This window comes from Parabacteroides sp. CH2-D42-20 (assembly GCF_003670185.1).
In the GTDB taxonomy this organism is placed as follows: Bacteria; Bacteroidota; Bacteroidia; order Bacteroidales; family Tannerellaceae; genus Parabacteroides; species Parabacteroides distasonis.
This window is the reverse complement of sequence record NZ_RAYG01000023.1, coordinates 55,996-75,287: the sequence shown is the minus strand read 5'-3', so window position 1 is coordinate 75,287 and position 19,292 is coordinate 55,996. Positions and strand designations below refer to the sequence as shown.

Here is a 19,292-nt window from a genome sequence, read left to right as displayed (position 1 = left end):
ATTCCCCATATTTTCAGATAATTGACATTTCCTTTCCATGGACATCGTTTTATGGCTGCCATATATTTTTTATGATCACTTTAAATCTCACCAAAATCTTTAGATATCTGCCCTGCACAGACAGGCTTCCAACAATCGAAATTTCTCTTTTTAGCTAAAATCGTGTTATTGATTATAGGCAATTCGCAACTTTCGCTGATATATAAAATAGCATGTCCCCGAGCTGTTGTTTTCAATTGTTTTCTTAATGTGTTCCAAGCTTCTGTATCAGAAATAAAATATTGCGATGCGGTAGACTCCGTTTCATACACCAGTTTGTATTCATTCAGCACCAATTCATTTTCCTGATTTGTCTTCTTTTGAGGATAGCATAAATAGGCAATTCCTGTCAAAAGGATGATTCCTGTAAAAGTATTCAGCAGATATTTAAAATAATAATCATTTTCGAAGAAATAGAATTCATTGATGCTACCACATATACATACGCTAGCCACTAACAGTAATATTACCGTTATCCGTTGCTTCAAAAAGTTCATCCGCATATTCTTTTCCATTTGTATCCTAATTTTTGAAATTAAATCTTTTAAATAAGCCGTGAATAAATTATATCCACGGCTCAAAAAGAAAAAAACAATTCAAATCTTTACATAATGAATGGAGAAAAAGATTTTGGTACACATAAAACAACTTTAATTGCAATAATATATAATATGAAACTTATATCCTTCTATGGGCAACCAAATACTTCTTGCAAGGCCACCATTTTTCAATCCTGTTTTTCAAAATGAAAAAATATCCAAAAACACCAATCCAGCTTGTTACTAGTAACAGAACGATAATCTTGTTTTTGATCCTTTGAGGAACATCTTTTTTTATTAAATTGCTGATTGCCCATACAGAGGCAAGCGAGCCTAATTGATAAATAAAAAATACCATTTTGTTTCTTTGTTGTTCTACATTGTTTCTTATAGCAGACAACCGAAGATGAATATTAATGATACTTTCTTCGGAAATCTAAACTGATAAAGATAATGCCAAAATCAGACCAATTTAAGAACAATAAACATAAATCACTATATATCAATAGATTAAAAATATCAATTCTAAATTGAAAGTAAAAAAAACAACTAAAATGAAAAACACTTTTTCATTTTGGTAATATTACTTAGGCTTCCCTATTTGCAAACATCTGTTTATCAATGACAAATACAAATTGGTATGGATTTTGCTTTGTGTTGTATATAATATTTCAAATATGAGATTATTTATCATTTCGAATAGGTTGCCTGTAAAAGTTACACGTTCCTCCGATGGAAAATTTGTTTTTTCACGGAGCGAAGGAGGGCTGGCTACAGGTTTGAAGTCATTGGACGTTGATTGTGAAAAACATTGGATCGGTTGGCCTGGCGTCTGCGTAGAACAAAAGACGGAAAAAGATGACATTTGCAGTCAATTGGAAAAAAATAATTATCATCCGGTATTCTTATCCGACAGGCAGTATGAAAATTACTACGAAGGATATAGCAACAGTACCCTATGGCCCCTCTGTCATTACTTTTTTGCTTATACGTTATATAAAAAGAACTTTTGGGAATCATATAGGGAAGTCAATGCTGTTTTTTGTGAAGAGATATCGCGGATAGTTGAACCTAATGATTGGGTTTGGGTACAGGACTATCAGTTAATGCTGTTGCCAGGCATGCTCCGTGAGAAGTTTCCCAACCTTCATATCGGGTATTTCCACCATATTCCGTTTCCTTCACATGAACTTTTCCGGATTCTGCCCGAAAGGGTTGAGATCCTGAACGGACTTTTGGGAGCCGACTTTGTCGCTTTTCACATTCACGATTATATGCGTCATTTCATCAGTGCGACGGAACGCGTCCTTCATAAGAATTTCAATCTGGATGAAGTTCAAATGAATGATCGTGTAACCCGTGTGGATGCATTACCGATGGGGATAAACTATGATCTTTATCACAATGTGATAGCTGATGACAAAGTCCACCACGCAGTAGAGAAAACACGACTTCTATTTGGAGATCATAAGTTAATCATATCGGTAGACCGACTGGATTACAGCAAAGGAATATTGCACCGTCTTTACGGATTCGCCTCTTTTTTGAAAAATCATCCGGAATATCACGGGAAAGTGACATTGGCGATGGTTATCGTCCCCTCTCGCGACCATGTAGGCAGTTATGCCGAATTGAAAACCAAAATAGACGAGGAGATCGGTTCTATCAATGGAACTTACTCTACCATGAATTGGACTCCGGTATGTTATTTTTATCACGGTTTCTCTTTTGAGGAATTGGTAGCGATGTATTATGTTGCCGATATAGCCTTGGTAACCCCTTTGCGCGATGGTATGAATCTTGTGGCAAAAGAGTATGTCGCTACCAAACAAGATAATCCGGGGGTACTCATTTTAAGTGAAATGGCCGGTGCTTCGGTTGAATTGTCTGATGCTTTATTGATTAATCCAAACGACACGGACCAGATCGAACAAGCCATTTGCCGTGCATTGAAAATGCCATTGGAGGAACAAAGAGAAAGGCTTCAGCGAATGCAAGCCATCCTTTCGGTTCAAACCGTAAACAAATGGGCTGCGGATTTCATGAGAGAATGGCGGCAGACCGCAGAGAAAAACAAACGATTACAAAAGAAAAAGATCTCCGCACAAGACCAGAACGAAATCAAAACATTATATGACCAAGCGAAAAAGCGCTTGATTTTGCTGGATTACGACGGAACATTAACTGCATTCAAAAATCATCCGGAAGATGCAGTTCCAACACCTGCATTACGAGACCTGTTACAGCGTTTTTGTTCCGACTCTCGGAATCATGTAACCATTAATAGCGGGCGGGACCACTATACATTGGAGAAATGGCTGGGAGATCTTCCTCTGTCTTTTGCCGCCGAGCATGGTGCATTTTACAAGGAAAAAGGCGCATGGCATAAAAACATAGACAATCGAGAGTGGGATTCGGAGCTATTGTTTATTCTAAATTTGTTTGTAAGCAAAACCCCGTACTCTCATCTTGAGACAAAAGAAGCTGCTCTTGCCTGGCATTATAGAGAATCGGACGCCTGGCTGGGAGAGCTGAGAGCGCAACAGCTAACAAAGGCTATAATGCCTGTTTGCCTGAAAAAGGGATTACAAATCATGCAGGGCAACAAAGTCGTGGAAATAAAATCTCCAGAATGCACAAAAGGTTCGGAAGTAGATCGCCTATTATTGGCTTCCCGCTATGATTTTATACTAGCAATGGGAGATGACACGACGGATGAGGATATGTTCCGGGCTCTTCCAGTATCCGCCATAACAGTTAAAGTTGGAATTGTATCTGAAAAAGCCAAATACAATCTGTCCTCGCAGGAAGAAGTATTGCCTTTTTTGGAAGAACTGTCGGGTGAAGGTGTTAGTTACGGAACGACTTCCAGAAGCATAAAAGGTCAACTGAAAGCCACCGTTGATTTTTTTAAAGGATTGTGGACAAATAAAAAATAATTTTTATGGACAAGTTAAATTACGGAGTAATAGGAAATTGCTGCACTGCGGCTTTGATTTCGGATAAAGGCAGTATAGATTGGTTATGTTTCCCTAACTTCGACTCACCTTCCATCTTTGCATCATTGCTCGATCGGGAGAAAGGGGGATATTTCGGCTTCGAGGTTTCTCCGGATTATCAAATATCGCAATCGTATGTTCCTCATACAAATATTCTTTCGACCAACTTCGTATCAGAAGAAAATGAATTTGCCGTTGTAGATTTCATGCCTTGTTACCATCTGAGCGATGCGAGCAATTGTTATCGTCCGGCAGAGATCTACCGATATATCCGCAGAATCAAAGGTACTCCCCGTTTTAAAATCAACTATGAGCCGGCTCCGGACTATGCCCGTGGAAAGACAATTTTCAACACGACCTCGGAATATATAGAGACCTACTCTACTTCTAACAGCAAAGATAGGCAATATCTTTATTCCTCACTACCTTTGCACAACATCTTGGAACAGAAAGAAATCGTACTGGCTAAGGACGAGTTCTTGCTACTTTCATATAACGAGAAAGTAATACCCGTCAACATTGAGCGTGAGAAACTGGAATACTGCCGGACGCTGGTTTATTGGTTGAATTGGACTGACCGAACCAAGAAGTTTACGGTCTATAACGATGTCATTGAGCGAAGTCTCCTAGTTTTAAAATTGATGTCTTTTTATAATGGAGCCGTATTGGCGGCCATAACAACTAGCCTACCGGAAACGATCGGAGAAGTCCGTAACTGGGATTATCGTTTTTGTTGGCTGCGCGACGCCTCCATGTCCATTGAAACTTTGTTCCAGATAGGCCATGTGGAAGCCGCAAGGCGGTTCATGAGATTTGTCCAGTCTACTTTTGTTTCTCAACACGATACTTACCAGATCATGTACGGTATTCGCGGAGAAAGAAAATTGACGGAAGTTATTCTGGGACATCTTTCCGGTTATAAAAACTCACGACCCGTTCGGATCGGTAATGATGCTTACCACCAGCTTCAAAATGACTCGTTCGGCTATTTAATGGACCTGATCTACCAATACTATCGTTTGATGCCCGGTACATTGGACGAGGTGGAAGATATGTGGGAAATGGTAAAAAGTATCCTGACGAATGTGATGATTGACTGGAAAAAACCAGACAAAGGCATTTGGGAAATTAGAGGAGAAGGACAGCATTTTGTTTCCTCCAAAGTTATGTGCTGGGTCGCATTAGACAGGGGAGCTCGTATTGCAGATTTATTAAACAAACCGACATACCGGAGACGTTGGTCGGAAGAAGCGACCGTAATCAAAGAAAATGTCATGAAAAACGGTTGGAAAGAAGAGATGCAAAGTTTCTCGCAAGCCTACGGTAATTCCGACCTTGATGCGTCCTTGTTGTTAATGGAACCGTACGGATTTATCGATCCGAGAGACATACGCTACCATAAAACAGTGCAAGCGATAAAGAATGCGTTACTTTACAAAGGGTTGATGTACCGTTATAAATCTCATGATGATTTCGGACTTCCCTCTTCCGCCTTTACTATTTGTACGTTCTGGCTCATTCGTGCTCTTTATGTCATTGGAGAAAAAGAAGAAGCACGTAGTCTGTTTGAGGAAATGCTTCATAATTCAAATCACTTGGGACTTTTCAGTGAAGACATTGATTTTGAAACCAAGGAGCAACTGGGGAATTTTCCTCAAGCATATTCCCATTTGGCACTAGTCAATACCGCTATATTGTTTTCGGAAGAGGACATACGACTGTTTTTTAAATAAACCTTCTGTATCTCTTTCATTTTGGAAATATTTTTTCACTATGCAAGGGGCTACACTAATAAACGCATGAAGCATACTCCATGTTGATAACTTCAAGACTTTTATAAGTAAATTACCATTATAGACCGGCCTTAACCCATATTTTTCTTTATCCAATCGTATCCACATATAGAAGGAAAGCATCATAAAGGAGCCCATCTCTGCCAAAGAAGAGGCAATTGCCGCCCCCGAGATTCCTAATTCCCTAGTGAATATCAAATAAAAATTTAAAGGAATATTGATTAATACCGCTATGGCAGCAGCCCAAGATAGAGCTTTTGTATGCGTTATCCCCACTAAAAAAGAACGTATCGCTAAAAATGGGAATGAAAACAACAATCCAAAGCTACGCCAATCCAAGTATAGGATTACCGTTCGATAAATATCCGAGGAAACGATCAGCTTCTTTAATATAAATGGGGAAACCGTATGAATGAGAAGGTAAAGAAAGATAGCCAATCCCAAAAGGAAAAATAAGCCTTGAAAAAAAGTCTTGCCGGTTTCCTTGTAATCTTGCTCTCCATTCCTTCGAGCTACCATTACTTGCAACCCAATGCTAAATCCAAAACCAAGCATATAAATCGCCAAATAATAAATTCCGGCGATAGCGGACGCTCCTAATTCTATCTCTCCAACGTGGCCTAAGAAAACAGCATCCGTAATATTGATTAATTGTTCCATTAAGATGCTCATCATTACAGGAAAGTTGATGAGCCATATTTGTTTATATGTATAATTCATTGCTCAACTGTATAATAGTACGATACAACATACCGCTTTTATGCAGTATGTTATTTCGTAATCCATAAAATAAAAGGATATAAAATCTCCGTGACAAATAAAGCTGTATTTGTCAAATAGCTGAATAGCTTTATTGGATAGGGCTAAAAGAAAAAACGGCTAAATAGACGTCTCTATCCAACCGTTCAAAAGATCTTCGCGATAATCTTTTGTGCTCACAGTCAAGGTTAAACTCGAAAAACATATAACTTCAAAATGAATTTATAACATCATTTTGTTTTGATGTTGGCAAAGGTAAGCCTTTATTTGTAAATAACAATTTTTTATCATGTTTTTTTTACTATTATATCTTTTTTTCTTCTCTAGAATATTTTCGTTTTAATTTATGGTCTCTCTTGTGCTCGGATATTCAAAAAAACACAATGGAAAGTTCAAGAGATGAAAGCAGGGCATAAAAAGGGTGTGTCATGACACACCCTCTTGTGAAACCATAAAAAGGATTTTCAGCCACAATGGAAATAAGTATTGACCAGCTTCAACATCTCTTCTGGATTATTCTCTAGGTCCTTGCGTAAAGAAGTGTCATCATAAGATTCCAGTTTACGGATGATGCCGTCTATCATACTCGGACTAAACACATTATATTTTTCAAAAACAGCACGCTGTTGTCTTAAACGGGCGGCTGAGGCTGCGCAACTGTCTGGGAGTTGATCCAATGTCTTTAGGCGATCTTGATTCTCTTCCTTATGAATATTCACGTTTACATAAGTCTTCTCAGCGATTTCCAAAGCATCATCGATCTCAAAACCATGGCGGCACGCAACTGCCAATCCTGCCAATAATTGGTATAAATCAGCGGAGCCATCCGGTGAGCGCATCTCGACCGTTTGCTTTTGGCTCGTATCATAATGGCTGGCAGGTTCCAATGGGTTCGCCAAAGCACACATGTCCGTTTTTGCGGCCCAACCTAGCGGAACACGAACTAAAACTGAACGATTCCGATCTCCCCAACAAATATTCGTAGGTGCTTCTTGGTGTGGAACCAAACGGAAATATGAGGTTGGATTCGTATTTCCAAAAGCCGTAATAGAGGAAGCTAAGCACATCATTCCAGCGATAGCCTTACGGGCGGTTTCGGATAAGATACCATTCGCTAACATCTGATTCTTGCCATCTTTCATGATACGCATATGGACATGCAGACCGGAACCTGCTTTTCCCACCGTAATTTTCGGAGCGAAAGTGATGTTATATCCATATTCATGCGCTAGATTGCGGATCGCCCATTTTGCGATCATCAATTGATCCGCTGCATTTTCCGCAGGACATGGTAAGAACTCGATCTCATTTTGCTCATAGATCAAACCATTTAACGTAAAGTTACCAACTTCCGAATGACCATATTTAATTTGTCCCCCGGCTTGCGCTATGCAGTGCATGCACTCCGTCCGGAACTCATTGAACTTAGCGTAAGGAGCGGATTCATGATAACCTTTTTGGTCGGTAGCAGGGAAAACGCCTTCATCCGGTGCGATTACGTAATATTCTAATTCACCCATTGCCTCAAATTCCATTCCCGTCACCTCATGAAAAGCCTTACAAGCTTTATGCAAGGTATATTCCGGGGAACTTTCTAAGGGTTCTCCATCCTTATTGAAGAATGAGCAAAGCATGGTAAGCGTAGGTAATTCCGCAAACGGATCCTCGAAAGCCGTACGGAAACGGGGCACCACATACAGGTCACTACTTCCCGCCTCGATAAACGAGAAAAGACTAGAGCCATCCACACGCTCACCGCAAGTCAAGATCGCATCCAGATAGGCCGCATTGTTGATTACAAAGTTTAGTGTTTTCAAACGTCCGTCGCCCGCGGGATACATAAAATTAACCATCTGGATATCTTTCTCATAGATATAACGGATAATGTCCTCTTTCGTAAACTCGGACGCTGGCTTTTGTAAAAACTCCACTAATACGTTGGGAGTCATTTCTAGTTCTTTGTTCATGTCTTATATTGATTATGTTTATAGTGTAGAGAAAAACTTTCCTTTGGAACTGCTAACCGGAATCAAGCTAGAGATCGCTTCAGCAACCTCTATAGGTCGGTCAGACTCTATGATGTCCACGCCTTGACGGATGATCATACGGTATGCTTCAGCACGACTTTCGGGTGTGGATAGTTTATCGTCGGAAGGGGCGGTCGAGATCATACACATGACACCTCTTTCATGTAACATATCGATCACCTCACGGACTTCGGGGGTAATCTTAGGTCCTACGTAAGCCATGATATGGTTCCAAGGTATACCGTTATCCTCATAGTCTTGAACCGCCTCTTTCGTTTTTACAAAAGCCTCAAACATGAAATTCGGATTTTTCTCGTAAAAGAAACGAGCCGAGGCACCATCATGAACCGTAATCATTACATAAGGTTCCGCTTGCATATCGGTAATCAGCTGAGCAGTGCGCTCCATCGGAACATCCTTCTTATCAAGGATTAGGATTGTTTTTCCACGGGCCCAACGAATCGCTTCCTCTAAAGTCGGGATACGATAGTTTGTGATATTTCCTTCGGGATCCTTCAAACGGAAATTTTGCAATTCTTCCCAAGTGTAATCAGAAACTTTCCCGGTTCCATTACTGGTACGCTCCAGTGTATCATCGTGGAAAAGGACGATAACACTATCTTTGGTTAACCTCGGATCTATCTCGAACGTGGCAGGAGTATAAGAGAGGGTATTTTCAAAGGTTTCCATACTGTTCTCTGGATAGCCTTTTCCCCGTCCACCTCGGTGTCCGCTAATTAAAGGAATTCGGTCATCGGCATATTGGTAGAAAGATATCAAATCATCTACATTTGATATCTGTAGCGTATTCATTCCGTTGTATTCAAGCTCCTCCTTTGGCGTGTTCAATACGCAAGAACCACAAAGCAGGGCCAGCATTAAAAATCTGGCGGATAAATTGAGTTTCATTTCACGATCGTATTTTAGGTGAATGATTCTTTCTATCCGCCAAACTTACACAAAATAAATGATTTTACAGAGTTAGCACCTTAATATTCGTCAACTTTCTGGTCTACACGGAACTTATCCAAACGTGCTTGCAGGCGAGTTTGGATATCAGCATATTCCGGATTATCGTATAAATTATTCAGCTCATTCGGATCACTTTGCAAATCGTAAAGCTCATTGCAATTAATCGCGTCATTATGTTCATTCTTCTCTCCATAGAAATGAATCAATTTATAACGACTGTCACGTACGCCATCGTGGCGACGTACCATATGGATCGCAGGATAATCATAATAATGATAATATAGATACTCACGCCAATCTCTTGGTGTCTCGCCTCCAAACAAGGGGACTAAAGAAGTTCCTACCATATAATCAGGTTTCTCGATACCGGCTATATCCAGATAAGTCGGGGCATAGTCAATGTTCTGTACTAAGGCCGTACATTCACTTCCCGCCTTGATTTTAGCAGGATAACGGATAATCAACGGCGTACGGAAAGATTCCTCATACATGAAACGTTTGTCGAACCAGCCATGTTCACCCATGTAAAAACCTTGATCCGAGGTATAAACGATCACGGTATTATCCATAAGCCCTTCTTTTTCCAAATAGGCGATCAAACGCCCCACCTCATCATCAATAGATTTGATGCAACGTACGTAATCCTTGATATAACGTTGGTATTTCCATTTAACCAAATCCTCACCTTTCAGGTTCTCGTTAATGAATTTTTCGTTACGAGGCTTATAAGAAGCGATCCAAGCCTCCCGTTGTTCCGGGGTCATACGATCCAAAGAGGCCTCCCAACCACCAATATTCCATTCCTTTTTATAAGCTTCCTTATCTTTAAGCTCATCTACCTTCAAATCATAAACTAAAGTCATATTTTTGTCTATACTCATCTCTTGTGTACGTGCGGCATCGCAACGAGTGGCATAATTATCATTGAAAGTATCTGGATATGGGAACTCTACATCCTCATATAAATCCATATATTTCGTATCCGGCATCCAGTTACGATGTGGAGCCTTATGGTGAACCAGCAGGCAGAAAGGCTTATCCTTATCCCTCTCTTCCAAAAACTCGATAGCGTGATCGGTCGTAAGGGTCGTCGCATATCCCTCTTCTTTTACATACTTGCCATTCGATTCTTTGCTTTTAAACTCCGGATTATAATAATCTCCTTGATCCCATAACACATGATAATAATCAAAACCTTTCGGCTCACATTGCATATGCCATTTACCGACAACACCTGTCTGATAACCGTGCTGTTGTAAGATTTCAGAGAAGAATACTTTTGTCGTATCAATACCTTTTCCTAACTGTCTTTGTCCGTTTTGGTGACTGTAAAGACCGGTCATCAAACAAGCACGGCTAGGAGTAGACAGAGAATTCTCTACGAAAGCTTGCCGGAACAACATTCCTTCTGCAGCCAAACGATCTAAATTTGGTGTTGGTGCCAATTTACCTAGCGCATGTCCATAAGCGCTAATAGTTTGATACGAATGATCATCCGTCATGATATGGATGATATTAAGCGGCTTCTCTGCCACTTCTTTTTGCCCTGTTCCGCAAGCGGAGAATAAAAGGGCAGGAGCTAAGATGGCACCTGTTTTAATCATGTTTTTCATATACTATTTTTTAGTGATGATTATTTTCTGAAAAATAATACAAGATTATAATCTTATTGTTTTTAAGGCAAAAGTACTATATTTACTTCTGTAATTAGTACCTCTGATATATTTATTCCTGTTACTCGCTAAACAATAAAAATATTAAACGATTTACAAAGCCACTAGTTATTTACTAGACAAGCCTTGAGTGATACATTCACAAAGAATCAATAATACCCTTGATTCCTATGATCCGTATGGGGTCGTACTGTTCGTTTCAAAGGAATATTCATTCCGTCCGTAGATTCCAACCAATCATAGATCTGAGTATTCAACTGCTTGATAACCTCTTTATACTCAGGCTCCGCAATTAAATTAGTTGTTTCATATGGATCACTTTGTAAGTCGTAGAACTCATTTGTGTCCCAAATCCCATGATAACGTATATATTTGTACCGATCGGTACGGATACCATGCATCGTAGGTGTTTGCGGAAATTCATATTCCCAATAATATTCATAGAAAATATGATCTCGCCAATCCACCCGCTCTCCTTTAAGCAATGGCAAAAAAGAATACCCGACCATTTGCTTAGCTTTATCTAAACCTGCACATGCCATAATAGTAGGAGCGATATCAACATTTTGTATCATGTTTTCTATAACCTTACCACCCTCAAATAAACCTGGGCAACGAACCAACATGGGAACTCGAACAGACTCCTCGTAGAATTGCCTTTTATCAATCAGCCCATGTTCTCCCCACGCAAAACCATTATCCCCCATATAAATAACCAACGTGTTGTCATCCAATCCCGCTTCTTTCAAATAGTCAAGGACAGCACCAATACTCTCGTCTACGGAACGTAGGGTCTCACAATATTTGCGAACTTGAACATCCCAAGGACGACCATGATAGGAATAATCTACTCCATGCCAACTTTCTCTTTGGTTTTTAACCCAATTGGGAGACATTTTCTCTCCATAATAATCTTTTCCAAAAGCAGCTTTTCCGGTTTCCTTACTAATAGTCGGTAAATTTTTAACACCATAATAAGGAGTATTTATTGTCTGGGGTAATACTAATTCTTTGTCTTTGTAACAATCCTTATGTCGTTTTGCAGCAGAGAAATTATCATGCACCCCCTTATGTGACAAATAAACAAAAAATGGTTTATCCGCTTGTTTCTGATCTTTCATAAATTGAATCGCATGCTCAGTCAACAAGTCCGTGACATAGGTACTGTCATTATATTGTATCCATTCTCCATTTGTATTAATACGAGGATTATAATATTCCCCTTGTCCTTTAAATCCCTCCCAATGGTCAAATCCGGGTTGTGGAGCACCAGAATCATTTCCCATATGCCATTTCCCGAAGAATGCAGTTTTATATCCGCTTTCTTGCAAATATTTAGGGAAAAACACTAGCCCTTCAGGAAGAGGGGCCGAGTTATCAACAACCTTGTGACTATGTGAATACATACCTGTCAGAATAGAAGCTCGACTGGGCGAGGAAAGAGATGTCGTGACAAATGCATTTTTGATATGTGCTCCCTCTTTAACCATCCGATCCATATTAGGAGTTTCCAACCAAGGAATCGTTCCCATGAACCCCATATAGTCATACCGATGGTCATCCGAAAGAATAAAAACAACATTTAACGGTTTTACATCAAAAGAAGTATTTCCAGATTCCTGTATTTCAACCTGACTAGCTAAACACTGACTAGCGAGAGTCAATGATAACAATGTACTATTAAGTCTTATATTCATAAAATAATTTATTGTGGAGCTGTAAAATATACAGCTCCAGATTCATAATTTATTACCAACCAGGATTCTGATTTAATTCAGGATTTAAATCTAATTCTCGCTGAGGAATAGGCATAAGTATCAAATGATCTTTTATATTTTTAGCGATATCAGTCTTGTTATTCTCTGCGATAGAGGCTTCATAAGCACTATGCTCTTTCATACGAGTAACAAAAACTCCCATACGAACTAAATCAAACCATCGATGCCCTTCTATCGGGAACTCTAAAAAACGTTCCTCTAAGATTGCTTGCCTAAACGCATCTTTTGAAAGACCTGAGTAATTTCCGGAAGAATCTCCAAATGCACGTTCTCTCACACGATTTAATACTTCATGAGCTTTCACTGATTCTCCTACTTCATTCAAGGCTTCCGCATACATTAGCAAAGCGTCAGAATAACGGATGATATGCATATTGATCTCACAGAACTTAGCCGCACTAATCCCTTCCTGCCAATACTTTCCAAATAGGGGAATACTAGAAACTAATTCTTTTCCATTTTGGAAATTTGTATAATGAGTCCTCATGTTCACAATCTTTCGCTTATCATTTTCCTCAAATGCATCATTCAGTTCCATAGTTGGTATATCCGCCTCATTAGATCCTTGCACTCCAACAGTTTCCGGTATAGAATATTTAGGTCCAACCATACTCATCTCACCATTGTTAGGAAAGGGATTGGCTTTATATTCTATATAAAAGACAGCTTCTTGTCCAGCTTCTGTTTCCAAGTTCCAGTTATCACCGTAATTTACATGTAAACCATACCCATAAGAACTTTCATGTTCAACCACTTCTGCTAATTTATCTTTCGCATTAGCGAAATCTCCTTTTGTTAAATATACTTTTCCTGCTAAAATCTTTGCGGCACCTTTAGTTACTCGTCCGATATCCGCAGGCGTATACTCGGATGGATAAGGAAGGACTTCTTCGGCCTCCGCTAAATCTGATAAAATTTGCTCGAAAATTTGTTCTTTCGCCACTCTAGGTCCCATAGCATCATTTATAGTCTCTAATTGAGTAACTAAAGGAACATCCCCCCAAAAGCGAACAAGATTAAAATAATATAGAGCTCTCAAGAACTTAGCTTCTCCAATAAGTCTCTGCTGAAGTTCAGGATTCATGGTAATAGATGGAATATTATTAATTGCCGCATTCGCTTTCATAACACCCGCATAATTATTTTGCCACATATCACTAATAAATGTATTTTCTGAAGTATGACGTAAAAATTCCAAATCTTGCAAGTTTGAATTTGGCATGCCTAATCCATTTTTCATTCCGTCACATGTCAAGTCACATAACATGTACATACATCTATTATAAATACTATTCAATTGCTGATAAGCAGCGTCAACCGCCGCTTGAGCATCCTGTTCGCTAGCATAAAAATTATCTTCCACTAATCGATCAACTGGCTTTTCATCCAAAAAGGAACAGTGAGTATTAAATAAAGCAAACAATGATATACAGCTAAACTTTATGATTTTTTTCATGACTAATTCAATTTACATATTTACTTAATATCAAATCTTATACCAAACATAAAGGTTCGTGCTTGTGGATAACCCCCAAAATCCTCTCCTGCCTCAAGCGTAGAAGCACCTTTATAACTAACCTCCGGATCATATCCTTTATATTTAGTCCATGTTAACAAATTCTGACCCGTTACATATAATCGAATCCCTTGAATATGTTTAATATTCAAAGTAGGAAAACTATATGACAGTGATAAAGTTTTTAATTTCAAAAAAGAACCATCCTCTATAAATCGATCACTAACCAATAATGCTCGATTGGTTGTTGCTTTTGGATAAACACTACTCGGATGTTCCGGTGTCCATCGATTTATCATTTCTGCAAAAACATTTTGGCCTCCTGTCGGATTTTCCAATTCCATTGCATTATAATTGAATATTTTATTACCATAGGAATATTGCAAGAAAACATTTAATTCAAATCCTTTATAAGCAAATGTATTTGTTAAACCTCCGAAAAATTTAGGACTTGCATCTCCTAATATTTCTCGGTCATTGGCTGCATCAACTTTTCCATCACCGTTCAGATCTTTATATCTACGTAAACCAACACCAATAGGCGATGATGAAGAAGTCTGCTGTTTACACTCTTCTTCATTCTGGAAAATTCCATCAAAGCGATATCCATAAAAAACACCAATTGGTTCTCCCACAATTAAACGACGTACAGAACCAGTTTTTAAATGGTCATCATTTTGTCCCACATCTTTATATTCTTCTCCTCCTAATTCAAGAACCTTATTTTTGTTAAATGATATGTTAAACGCAGTAGTCCAAGTGAAATCTCCTCGCAAATTATCACTCTCAATAGAAAGTTCATATCCATGATTCTCTACGCTACCTATATTTTTCAGCATACTCTGATGCCCGGAGGTGGAAGGAATTGCTACATTATATAAAAGATCTGTCGTTTTCTTCTTGTAATAATCTGCGGTAATTCTCAATCTATTACCTATTAATCCTAGGTCAACTCCAATATCAAATTGTCCTGTACGTTCCCATTTTAAGTCTGGGTTTGGAATTTTATTCGGGAAAAAACCAGATACCAGCTGATTCCCCAAAATCCAGCTACTAGAGCCTAATGTGGCTAGAGATTCATAAACACCAATCTCTGTATTACCAGTAAAACCATAGCTGGTTCTCAATTTCAGATTTGAAATAATGTCTTTTGTAGATTCCATGAATTCCTCTTCGGATATTCTCCATCCGGCTGATGCGGAAGGGAAAAAACCATATTTGCTATTTGCCCCAAATCTTGATGATCCATCGACACGAGCGTTTACGGAGAATAGATATTTATGCTTTAGCGTATAATTGATACGTGCCAAATAAGACATCAAGCTCCATTGCGTAGCATTGGATTCTGGCTTATTGTAAACAGAACCCGCACCTAGATTATTATATAGCATAACATCATTCACAAAGTTTGAAGATGAGCCCAAAACATATTCTGTATTATTCCTTTGAATGGTAAATCCTCCTAATAAATTCAAATCATGATCCTCTGCAAATGTTTTATTCCAAGTCAGAGTATTCTCATTCAGCCAATTAATAGTTTTATTAACACCTATTTGAGCAGATGCCACTCCTCCCGATTGATAAATAGAGGATGGAGTGTATCTATTCGTTTTATGATACATGACATCCGCACCTAAAGATACTTTCAATCTAAGATTAGGTATTATCTCCCATTGAGCATAAATATCTCCTAGCAAACGGGAAGTCGCATTGTTGAATTTCCGTTCTTCTGCTGTCGCTACAGGATTTGGGACCAATATACCAGGTATATTTACTTGAGTATATGTGCCTGTGGCTTCATTTTCATACACAGGTTGTATCGGATTCATTCTTAGAGCTCCAGAAATAGTACCATCTTCTCCTCCGGTATCTGTTGCTACCGCATTGTTTATCGTATGGCTAGCTGTCATATGCGTGCCTACATTGAAATTTTTGAAGATTTTACGATCTAAATTTAACCGAATGGAATAACGCTTAAAATCCGAGTTAATCACAATCCCCTTTTGATTGGTATAGTTTCCAGATATTGCATACTGTGTTTTTTCATCACCCCCTGAAAAACTTAGTTGGTAAGTTTGGCTAACACCTGTTCTATAAATTTCGTCCTGCCAATCGGTCCCATCACCCAACTTCGCTATTTCGGATAATTGCGTAGCATCATAATAGGGTTTCAATCCATCATTCGTATATGCCTCATTTACTAGTTTCGCATATTCCTGAGCATTCATTAAATCTATTTTCTTTGAGACATTAGACCAACCTATCGATGTTTCAAAAGAGATAATATCCCGTCCTTTTTTACCACTTTTCGTCGTGATCAGTACAACACCGTTAGCCGCACGTGCTCCATAGATCGCCGTGGCTGCGGCATCTTTCAAGATCTCTATAGACTCAATATCTGATGGGTTTACAGTAGACAGACCACTCATCTGTGTCTTACCCCCCGTATTCCCGAAACCGCTACCACTATAAACAGGGAAACCATCAATAACATAAAGAGGCTCATTACCTCCTTGTAACGAGCTACTTCCACGTACCCGGATAGAAGCTACGGCTCCCGGCATACCAGAGGTTTGGATTACTTGCACACCTGAGGCTCGACCGACCAAACCTTGATCAATAGAAGTCATGGGCGTTTGCTGTAATTCCGCTGTTTTAACAGAGGATACGGAACCTGTCAAATCACTCTTCTTTACAGATCCGTAGCCAATGACAACAACCTCATCAATATTTTGGGTATCCTCTGTTAACTGGATTTTAAGGGAATGTTGCTTACCAATTTTTACTTCTTTAGTTATATAACCAATGTAGGATATCAAAAGGACATCCTTTTCCGATGCATCTAAGCTAAAACGTCCGTCCATATCAGATATGCTACCTATAGAGGAGCCTTTTACGATAACATTAGCACCAATAATGGGTACGTTCGCTTGATCAGTAATGATTCCTGTAATTTTACCATCCTGCTGGTTCATCCGAGGCTGTTCATTTTTCTTGTAGATTATGATATGCTTATCATCAATCGTATAAGACAACCCTTGTCTACCAAGAATACCATGTAATATTTGGTTGATGCTTTGTCTATCTGCCTCCACAGAGATCTTCTCATTAAGATTAATCTCATCATTCTTGTACCAGAAGGAGTATTCACTTTGGTGCTTGATCTCTTCAAGCGCCTCCGAGATAGTAACATTGTGCAGATTCAATGATATTTCCGCTACTTGAGAGTAACCCGTTTTCGCGGATGCGCAAAATAAGCTGAGCATACATAGTACAACAGATAGTCTCATGATGTTATATGTTTTTTTTAGGTTAACATTAGGCATATAATACCTTGTGTGTGAAATAAATTTCATACTTTTGCAATGATTTAAAGTTTGTAATTGTGTTGCGATAATTCAGACTTGAGTCTTTAGAAACGGAAGATGTTGGTAGCATTTTCCGTTTCGCATCTTTCTCCATTCTCTTTTTTCTATTTCATAGGCATATCGATTTAAAGTTTAAACTCATTGGATTTATTTTTTCGAGATCGTAATTTGATCCCCTTCTATCTCATATCTTATAGGTCGATTAGCGGTCATGACTCGGAGTATTTGGTCTATGTTCTCTCCTCGTACGAAATCACCGGTGAAAGCAGCCTTTCTCAAGTCATCCCCGAGTATCTGGATTCTCACGTTAAAGCTCCTTTCCAGTTGCTTAGCGATTTTCTCTAGTGGATAATTGGTGAAATAGAATTTACCACAAACCCACGCCGTATAACTTTGCAATCTCACCTCTCTCTTGATAAAGCGATGCGAGGCTTTCATATATTTTATTTGCTGTCCCGGCATTATCTGGATGAGATTTTTAGTGTCAAGTCCGACACCGACTTTCCCTTCCGCTAAAGTCACCTCTATATTATCATCGTCATCATAGGCCTTCACATTAAACTTCGTTCCTAATACTTTCACCTTAACATTTTCAGCGCTAACGATAAAGGGATGCTCCTTGTCGTGCGATACCTCGAAGAATGCCTCACCGTTCACCTTTACCTCCCTCTGCCCGGAGACGAAAGCTGTCGGATAACTCAATGTCGTACCGGCGTTGAGGATCACTTTCGTGCCGTCAGACAGGACTACGGAGGATCGCATTCCCATCGGATTCACCATCTCTACCATTTGGCTGTTCAGTTTCTTGTAGCCTTCGTGGAAAGAGATATAATTGGAGATGCTGAACAAAAGCGTGACGGAGGCGGCGACCGCAGATATTCTCAACCAAAACCTTCTGCGCAAGCTGCGTTCGATACGGTTGTTGACCTCTAGGAAGATATCTTCCCTCATTGCGTCACCCATTTGCTTTATGATCTCTTTTCTTGTCTCCATATTTCGTCTTTCTTATAATGAGGAGTAAGGATCGATGAAATTCGTTTAAAGAGAAAGACGTTTTTTTTAAAATGTTTGAAATATGTCCTAGATGCATAAAACATCCAAATAATTGTCGTGTAGAAAGTCATTTTCACCTAGTATTACTCCCTTCTGTGTAGAATATATACTTTAAGTGCTATAGGATATATACTTCAAGTGCCTTGAAATATATACTTCATTGGCTAATTTGATTTTATTGGAAAATGGATATTAATATGAAAACAAACGAAATATCAGGAAAATCCGATTTCAATCGTTTTATTAACTTCTCCACCGCAATCTTCATTTGCACTCGGACCGTACTCTCTTGGATGGATAGGATTTTAGCGACCTCCTTGGTACTTAATCCTTCCTCACGGATCATCAAGAATATTAGGCGACATTTTTCGGGAAGCTCATCAATTGCCAGATTAAAAAGTTCCCGCATTTCTTGCGATTCCAACATACCCTCAGGAGTAGCTTCTTCCTCTGGTTCAAATGAATATAACTGATCCATCTGGATTTTATTGACACTATTGCTTCTTGAAATATGACGAAGCGCTTCGTTGCGTACCGTTATATACAAGTAAGTATCTATATTGTCTATCTCTTTTAAGCGTGCTTTTGATTTCCAAATGGAAAAGAACACGTCGGACACGACCTCCTTGCAAGCCTCTTTCTCTCCAAGGCAATAATACGCAAAACGGAATACCTGATCGTAATACAAATTATAAAAGCGCTCAAATGCCCCTCTGCCGTCTGAAGAAACAGAGGATAACAAGTTCATAATATTTTGTTTAGATACTTTCATGCCC

Annotated in this window: 11 protein-coding genes and 1 pseudogene; 2 read left to right on the top strand and 10 right to left on the bottom strand. The window is 39.1% G+C overall.

Features of this window, described 5'->3' with window-relative positions:
• Positions 1–80: 80 nt before the first annotated feature.
• Positions 81–554, bottom strand: coding sequence for a hypothetical protein (locus D7V92_RS14385; protein WP_121773153.1), 474 nt, complete (start codon positions 552–554; stop codon positions 81–83).
• Between the two features lie 701 nt (positions 555–1,255).
• On the opposite strand from D7V92_RS14385, the gene D7V92_RS14375 reads away from it, so the two are divergent.
• Positions 1,256–3,517, top strand: a complete 2,262-nt coding sequence (locus D7V92_RS14375; RefSeq protein WP_121773152.1) for a bifunctional alpha,alpha-trehalose-phosphate synthase (UDP-forming)/trehalose-phosphatase — start codon at positions 1,256–1,258, stop codon at positions 3,515–3,517.
• A gap of 5 nt (positions 3,518–3,522) precedes the next feature.
• Positions 3,523–5,310 (top strand): glycoside hydrolase family 15 protein, encoded by a 1,788-nt coding sequence (locus D7V92_RS14370; protein WP_036616074.1) that lies wholly within the window; start codon positions 3,523–3,525, stop codon positions 5,308–5,310.
• Positions 5,311–5,355: 45 nt separating this feature from the next.
• On the opposite strand, the pseudogene D7V92_RS14365 reads toward D7V92_RS14370, so the two are convergent.
• From D7V92_RS14365 to D7V92_RS14325, 9 genes and pseudogenes are all read right to left on the bottom strand, one after another.
• Positions 5,356–6,090 (bottom strand): annotated as a pseudogene (locus D7V92_RS14365) (MATE family efflux transporter); the annotation flags it as partial.
• 503 nt (positions 6,091–6,593) lie between these two features.
• Entirely contained in the window at positions 6,594–8,096 is a 1,503-nt protein-coding gene (locus tag D7V92_RS14360; protein WP_121773150.1) for a glutamine synthetase family protein, read from the bottom strand.
• A gap of 18 nt (positions 8,097–8,114) precedes the next feature.
• Positions 8,115–9,065 carry a glycerophosphodiester phosphodiesterase family protein gene (locus D7V92_RS14355; protein WP_005858452.1) on the bottom strand — a complete coding sequence of 317 codons (951 nt, stop codon included), beginning with the start codon at positions 9,063–9,065 and terminating at the stop codon, positions 8,115–8,117.
• An 80-nt stretch (positions 9,066–9,145) separates the two neighbouring features.
• Positions 9,146–10,741: a sulfatase gene (locus D7V92_RS14350; protein ID WP_121773149.1), complete on the bottom strand. Its 1,596-nt coding sequence runs from the start codon at positions 10,739–10,741 to the stop codon at positions 9,146–9,148.
• Between the two features lie 209 nt (positions 10,742–10,950).
• The gene (locus tag D7V92_RS14345) at positions 10,951–12,498 is read right to left on the bottom strand and encodes a sulfatase (RefSeq protein ID WP_121773148.1); all 1,548 of its coding nucleotides are present in this window, start codon (positions 12,496–12,498) and stop codon (positions 10,951–10,953) included.
• Between the two features lie 52 nt (positions 12,499–12,550).
• Positions 12,551–14,035 (bottom strand): RagB/SusD family nutrient uptake outer membrane protein, encoded by a 1,485-nt coding sequence (locus tag D7V92_RS14340; RefSeq protein WP_121773147.1) that lies wholly within the window; start codon positions 14,033–14,035, stop codon positions 12,551–12,553.
• A gap of 20 nt (positions 14,036–14,055) precedes the next feature.
• On the bottom strand, positions 14,056–17,361 hold the full coding sequence (locus D7V92_RS14335; protein WP_121773180.1) for a TonB-dependent receptor: 3,306 nt from the start codon (positions 17,359–17,361) through the stop codon (positions 14,056–14,058).
• 249 nt (positions 17,362–17,610) lie between these two features.
• A complete protein-coding gene (locus D7V92_RS14330) occupies positions 17,611–18,456 on the bottom strand; it encodes a FecR family protein (protein ID WP_121773146.1) in 846 nt (281 codons plus the stop codon).
• Between the two features lie 235 nt (positions 18,457–18,691).
• Positions 18,692–19,288 carry an RNA polymerase sigma factor gene (locus D7V92_RS14325; protein ID WP_057319427.1) on the bottom strand — a complete coding sequence of 199 codons (597 nt, stop codon included), beginning with the start codon at positions 19,286–19,288 and terminating at the stop codon, positions 18,692–18,694.
• Positions 19,289–19,292: the final 4 nt, after the last annotated feature.

What these genes read in the sequence shown, in the direction of transcription:
- D7V92_RS14385 (WP_121773153.1), bottom strand. Translation starts at nt 554, where the DNA reads ATGGAAAAGAATATGCGGATGAACTTTTTGAAGCAACGGATAACGGTA.
- D7V92_RS14375 (WP_121773152.1), top strand. Translation starts at nt 1,256, where the DNA reads ATGAGATTATTTATCATTTCGAATAGGTTGCCTGTAAAAGTTACACGT.
- D7V92_RS14370 (WP_036616074.1), top strand. Translation starts at nt 3,523, where the DNA reads ATGGACAAGTTAAATTACGGAGTAATAGGAAATTGCTGCACTGCGGCT.
- D7V92_RS14360 (WP_121773150.1), bottom strand. Translation starts at nt 8,096, where the DNA reads ATGAACAAAGAACTAGAAATGACTCCCAACGTATTAGTGGAGTTTTTA.
- D7V92_RS14355 (WP_005858452.1), bottom strand. Translation starts at nt 9,065, where the DNA reads ATGAAACTCAATTTATCCGCCAGATTTTTAATGCTGGCCCTGCTTTGT.
- D7V92_RS14350 (WP_121773149.1), bottom strand. Translation starts at nt 10,741, where the DNA reads ATGAAAAACATGATTAAAACAGGTGCCATCTTAGCTCCTGCCCTTTTA.
- D7V92_RS14345 (WP_121773148.1), bottom strand. Translation starts at nt 12,498, where the DNA reads ATGAATATAAGACTTAATAGTACATTGTTATCATTGACTCTCGCTAGT.
- D7V92_RS14340 (WP_121773147.1), bottom strand. Translation starts at nt 14,035, where the DNA reads ATGAAAAAAATCATAAAGTTTAGCTGTATATCATTGTTTGCTTTATTT.
- D7V92_RS14335 (WP_121773180.1), bottom strand. Translation starts at nt 17,361, where the DNA reads ATGCTCAGCTTATTTTGCGCATCCGCGAAAACGGGTTACTCTCAAGTA.
- D7V92_RS14330 (WP_121773146.1), bottom strand. Translation starts at nt 18,456, where the DNA reads ATGGAGACAAGAAAAGAGATCATAAAGCAAATGGGTGACGCAATGAGG.
- D7V92_RS14325 (WP_057319427.1), bottom strand. Translation starts at nt 19,288, where the DNA reads ATGAAAGTATCTAAACAAAATATTATGAACTTGTTATCCTCTGTTTCT.